Here is a 5,331-nt window from a genome sequence, read left to right as displayed (position 1 = left end):
GGTGCAGGTTAAAGTCCCCTTGGATGTAGACGGGGTTGTCGGAAATAAAGGAGAGGCCAAAGACGGCTTCATCGAGGTTAAACCCACCCCGCGCCAACACTGCCCCATTGCGCAGCCGGAAGCCATAGGGCCGCCGATCCGGATCGGGGTAGTAGTCCACCGGCTTAGGACTGAGGCCTTGATCGGAAACAGGCGGATCGCCGACCGGTTGGTTGCGACCAGGCTGACCGGCATTCATGATGAAGGGAAGGGTGCCACGGGCGTTTGCCGCTTGCCAGGCAGTTTGATAGGCGGCGAAGTTGGTCAAAGGCGGGCGGGCAATGGCATCCTCCCGCACCGCATCTTCCCGGAAGGCGTAGAAAATACCCCCTTCGCGGCCTTCTTGCACGCCGGCAGGCAGCCAAGTATCTCCGTTAATCAAGCCGTTGGCCTGACCATTGGCGTTGTTGGTCAAAAGGGCCAGGTCGATGTTGAGGGCCCGCACCGCCATTGCCTCGCGGCCATCGTAAAACACCGAATCTTTGAAGGGCACGCGATGGCACTGGTCGCCGACCTGGATCAGCTCCATCTGGTTGCTGTTGGGGTGGTTGCCACCGAGTAGGGTGCTGCTGGGGCAAGTGGCAGTGGCACGGGGCAAACGCCAGTCGTTGATGGTGGAGCGAGGCCGAAGAGCCACTTGCTCGAGGTCGGTTACTGCCTGGTAGGTGGCAGCCGGCAGCCAGGAGTAGGCGCCTCGCCGCTCGCTCTCTATGGGATCCGCCTGGCCAAAGTCGCTGGTGGGGAAGATGTAGCGCAGCGGCAGGTAGAAGCGCTTAGAGTCAGCCCGGTTGCCTTCACGGCTGGCTCTGATGTCATCCCGAAGGATCTCAGCTCCCGGATCCCCGGCGTTGGCAGCCGCCTCAATCCGCAGAATGTTGTCGGCCAGCATGCCCAGCATGCAACCCGCCGTCTGCAGCGTGGTTTGATCCGCCAAGCTAAGGTTGTTCGGGTTGTTGATGATTCGCCGCAGCTCGGAGAAGTTGCCAAAGGCAGTGATGAACGGATCCGGGTGGATGCGGCCCGCCTCCTGCCTGGGCGGATAGGCTCCGTCGGGGTCGCCGGCAAAATTGGCCAGGTTGGTCAGCGCCGTCCACAGGGGCGTGCCAGGCCGCAGCCGCTCTTGCATCGGCCCGGGATCATACTCCCAGACGTTGGTGCCCTGGCCGGTGAAGAAGTTGATGCCCAGTTGGTTGGTCTGATCGCCGGCGGGGAAGGTGGAAGCCCGCCGCAAGCTCCAGGGAGTGCCGGGGTGAGCCACCGTGGCCAGGCAGGCGATGGGGAAGCGCCCATCTTGGTGGCTGTGGTGGTAAACCGCCGTGGCCTGCACCGCCGCCGGGTTATCCCGCAGGGTCAAGCGTTGCCGCGCCTCGTTGCTGATGAAAATGGCCTGTAGCTTAGTGGGATCATTGGGATCGCCCCCTGGCACCAACGGCAGCGGCAAAGAGTCGGTGCGGGTCAGCTCCAGGCGCTGCCCCACGATCACCCGCAAGCCCTCCACGCGGGCCCGCCGCTCCCAGTAGCCATCCAGCCCCACCTCGGAGAGCGCGCCTGGGGGTGGGTTGTCTTCGGTGAGGGATTCGCCCAGCTCATTTTTGGCCTCAGACGGGATTGTGTCACCTGCCCTGGCGTTGAACTTTTCGGCAAAGGTGGGCACGTTGCAGCCATTCTGCGGGTCAGGCGTCACGGGCGGACGTTCGTAGCTGGCCTTGGGCCCAAAGCGGTTGTCGGCCCGATAGACATCGTCCACGTAGGGAGGGCAGACCTGGTCGGAACCGGCCTGAAAACCGCCGGCCTTGATCCGTCCGGGGTTGGGCTCCCGTTTGGCGTTGAGGGGAGAAGCCGCCCATCCCGCTGCATCTGAGGCATAGGATCCGCGGGTGCGGATGCGGCCGAAAAGATAGAGCTCCAGCGGATCCAGGGCCACACTCTCCGGCTCTACTCCGTTTTGCACCGAGTCAAAGTTCAGGTTGTTTAGCCGGGCCAACACACTCGGCGCTACGTCTTGCTGGCCAGAGTGAACATCGAAAATCAGGGTATCGCTCACCTGCTGGCCGGCGTAGCCAATAGCCCCTGCCACCAGCTCTCCGAAGGCAGTAATCTCCGAGTTATCTACAGGCATGTAGAAGCAGGATTGCTCCGAGCTGATGGTGAAAGCCCGGAACAAGTTGTTGGGGGCATAGCGGAAGAAAAGGCTGCCGCCGGCGTAGATGGCGCCGTTCCAGTTGTAGCCCGGGGTGAAGAAAAACTCCAGGTCGCCGCGGCTGAAGGCCCCCCACTTGTTGAGGAGATCCCGCTTCCGATCCTGCTGGAACTGCAAAGCCGAGATGGCGCGGGTGGTGGAGTCGGCGCCTTGAATGGGCAAAGTGACGGCAAAGACCTGGAAAGGCTTGTACAGCGCCGATCCCACCTGGAACCAGTCTCCCACGTTGGGGTTGGCGGTCTGCTCGGCGGGGTTGTCGGTACAAGCGCCCAGAGCCGACCCTTGCAGAGGGCCACTGCGGATCATCAGGCGCCGCGCCCGCTCCGTATCCGTTAGCCGGCTATCCTCAAAGCCGGCACTGGCAGCCCGACGGGTGTTGAGAATGGTGTAGACAGTTACGGAGTCGTTGACGCCGTTGTTGTCGGTGTCCACCAAAAACCACCAGGCCGGCGCCCGTACCGGCACAGGCAGGGTTTGCCCGGGGTTGTTGGGATCCTCCACCTCGATGTTGGTTGTAATTTCGAACTGGGTTTCATCGGGGAGGATGTAGGGCTCGTTCTCATCCCGCGGGAGCAGCCCTCCCGCCCCGTCGTTAATCAAGGCCGCGGCAAGTTGGGCATCAGTAGGGGTGCCGGCGGGCAGGCGGGGATCCCGCACCAGGTAGTCGATCTTGGCCCGCGCCCGGTCGATGGCGGCGTTGAGTTGTCGGCTAACCGTCTGCCCCGCTCGTTCCACCTGGGTTTGGATGTTGCGCTGGGTGGAGCGGGTGAGCAGGCCCACCGTGACCAAGCTCAACACCAGCACAATCAAGATGGCGACCGGTAGAACAAAGCCACGCTCGCGGATCCTGCGCCGATCCACCGGGATCTTCAGAGAGCCAAGCAGACGCAGGGCAAGTTTGAGCAACAGCGGGGAAGGAGCAGGCATGGCCGTATCTCAGATAACGGGGAAAAGAGGGAGCACCTGTGCGAGTGCCAAGATAGCAACAGTATGCAAGGGATCCCGAGTTTCAGACATCCCCACCTCTGGGGGGAAGCGCCAGCTTGTTCATGCTGTATTTGCTTTTGGTTAAGCCAACCCGCAGCCTCCCGCAACTCTGAAAGGGGATCCCCAGTCCTTCAGCTTCGTGGCAAGCTGAAGACAGATGCCGCATCGGAGGCTGCTATGGAGAGTAGGATCCCCGCCCGTGATGTCCAAGTGGCCCATATCGGCCCGTCCACGTTGGTTCTCCGCTCCCGCACCTGGGATCGCTTGAAGTTTGAGCTGGAATATGCCCGGCAACGGGGCACCACCGCCAACAGCTACCTCATCCAGGCCCGCCAAACCCTTCTCATCGATCCGCCGGGGGAATCGTTCACCAACATCTTTCTGGAGGAGCTGGCCCAACACCAATATCTGCAGCGGTTGGACTTTATTTTGCTCAGCCACGTCAACTTTAACCGCATTGCTACCCTCAAAGCCCTATTGCCTCTGGCTCCCTATGCAACGGTGCTCTGCTCCAAGCCGGGATCCATCACGCTGCGGGCCGCCTTTGAAGAGATGGATCCCGTGCCCCGCAGCCGCGACGAAGAAGAGGCAGCCGATCTGGGCATTACCTACAATGGCGACCAGTCTTTCCGCCTGCGGGTGCTCCGCGACGGGGATCGCCTGGATTTGGGGGAAGGGCATGAGCTGCACGTTCGCACCGTGCCCACGCCCCGCCACCCGGATGCCCTTTGTACCTACGACCCGGCCACCGGGATCCTGTTCACCGACAAGCTGTTTGGCGCCCATGTCTGCGACGAGCAGGTGTTTGACGAGCATTGGCGGCAGCTCAGCGAAGACCGCCGCTACTACTTCGACTGTTTGCACCGCAACCAATTGCCCCAGGTGAAGGCGGCCCTGGCTAAGTTGGAGGAGTTTCCCGCCCAAATCTACGCCCCTGCCCACGGCCCCTTGGTGCGCCACAGCCTGCGGCGGCTGCGCTTGGATTACCACGCTTGGTGCGAGGAGGATCCTGGCGAGCAGCGGGTGGCATTGCTCTTCACCTCGGCTTATGGGAATACAGGCATGATGGCTGTAGCCCTAGCTCAGGGGCTGGAACAGTCTGGGGTTACGGTGGAGCGAATTAACTGCGAATGGGCCACCCCTGACGAGATCGCCCAGGCCCTGGAGCGCTGTCAAGGGTTCATCATCGGATCCCCCACCTTGGCCGGCCATCCCCCTGTCCAGATCCAAACGGTTTTGGGCATCATCCTCTCCTCGGTTCCCACCAGCAAGTTGGCGGGGGTTTTTGGCTCCTACGGCTGGAGCGGCGAAGCGGTGGATCTCATCGAGAGCAAGTTGCTCAATGCCGGCTTTTCTTTGGGGTTTGAGACGATCCGCGCCAAGTTTAAGCCCACCCCTGCAATCCTACAAACTTGCCAAGAGGCGGGATCCCAGTTTGCCCAGGCGCTGCGCAAGGCCAAGCGAGCGCGTGCCCCCCGCCAAACCAGCAGCGAAACCCAGGCGGATCGGGTGGGACAGGCCTTGAGCCGGGTGGTGGGATCCCTCTGTGTGGTGACCGCCCTGCAAGATGGGATCCCGCGCGGCTTTCTCACCTCGTCGGTGGCCCAGGCCAGCTTCAACCCCCCCGGCCTAACCCTTTCTGTAACCAGGGACAGCGAGGCGGAACTGCTTATCCATCCCCAAGCGACCTTTGTGCTTAACATCTTGCGGGAGGGCAAAGGCAGCAGCCTGCAGCGACACTTTCAGCGGCCCCAGCGTCCTGGCGAAGACCGCTTTGCCGGCCTGGCCACGGCCACTGCCGAAAATGGCTGCCCGGTTCTATTGGATGCCCTGGCCTACCTAGAGTGCTGTGTCAAGACCTGGATGGAGTGTGGCGATCGCTACCTGGTCTATGCCGAGGTGGAACGAGGCAAAGTCCTGGATCCCACGGGGGTTACCGCCATGCGGCGCGGGTAAGATAGTACTAGTATTTTGCTGGTCTCAGCGCTCAGGGGGTGCCATTGACCATGCAAGACATTCTTGAGGGGGTCTTCAAAGGTTTTGCCCAGATTGGCGGAAAAGTTGTAGAGACCGCCTTTGATATAGGCAAGGTTACCGGGTCAGTT

At 61.9% G+C, this 5,331-nt stretch carries 1 protein-coding gene and 1 pseudogene; one reads left to right on the top strand and one right to left on the bottom strand.

The annotated features are described in order from the left end of the window. Positions 1–3,166, bottom strand: a pseudogene (locus NW844_RS10190) (type II secretion system protein); the annotation flags it as partial. 237 nt (positions 3,167–3,403) lie between these two features. Between NW844_RS10190 and NW844_RS10185 the strand changes: the two are divergent. Continuing rightward, positions 3,404–5,182 (top strand): flavin reductase, encoded by a 1,779-nt coding sequence (locus NW844_RS10185; protein WP_414335357.1) that lies wholly within the window; start codon positions 3,404–3,406, stop codon positions 5,180–5,182. Positions 5,183–5,331: the final 149 nt, after the last annotated feature.

It is taken from the genome of Synechococcus sp. H55.2 (genome assembly GCF_047462495.1).
In the GTDB taxonomy this organism is placed as follows: Bacteria; Cyanobacteriota; Cyanobacteriia; order Thermostichales; family Thermostichaceae; genus Thermostichus.
Note: the sequence above shows the minus strand (reverse complement) of the source record. Positions and strands in the feature narration are given on the sequence as shown.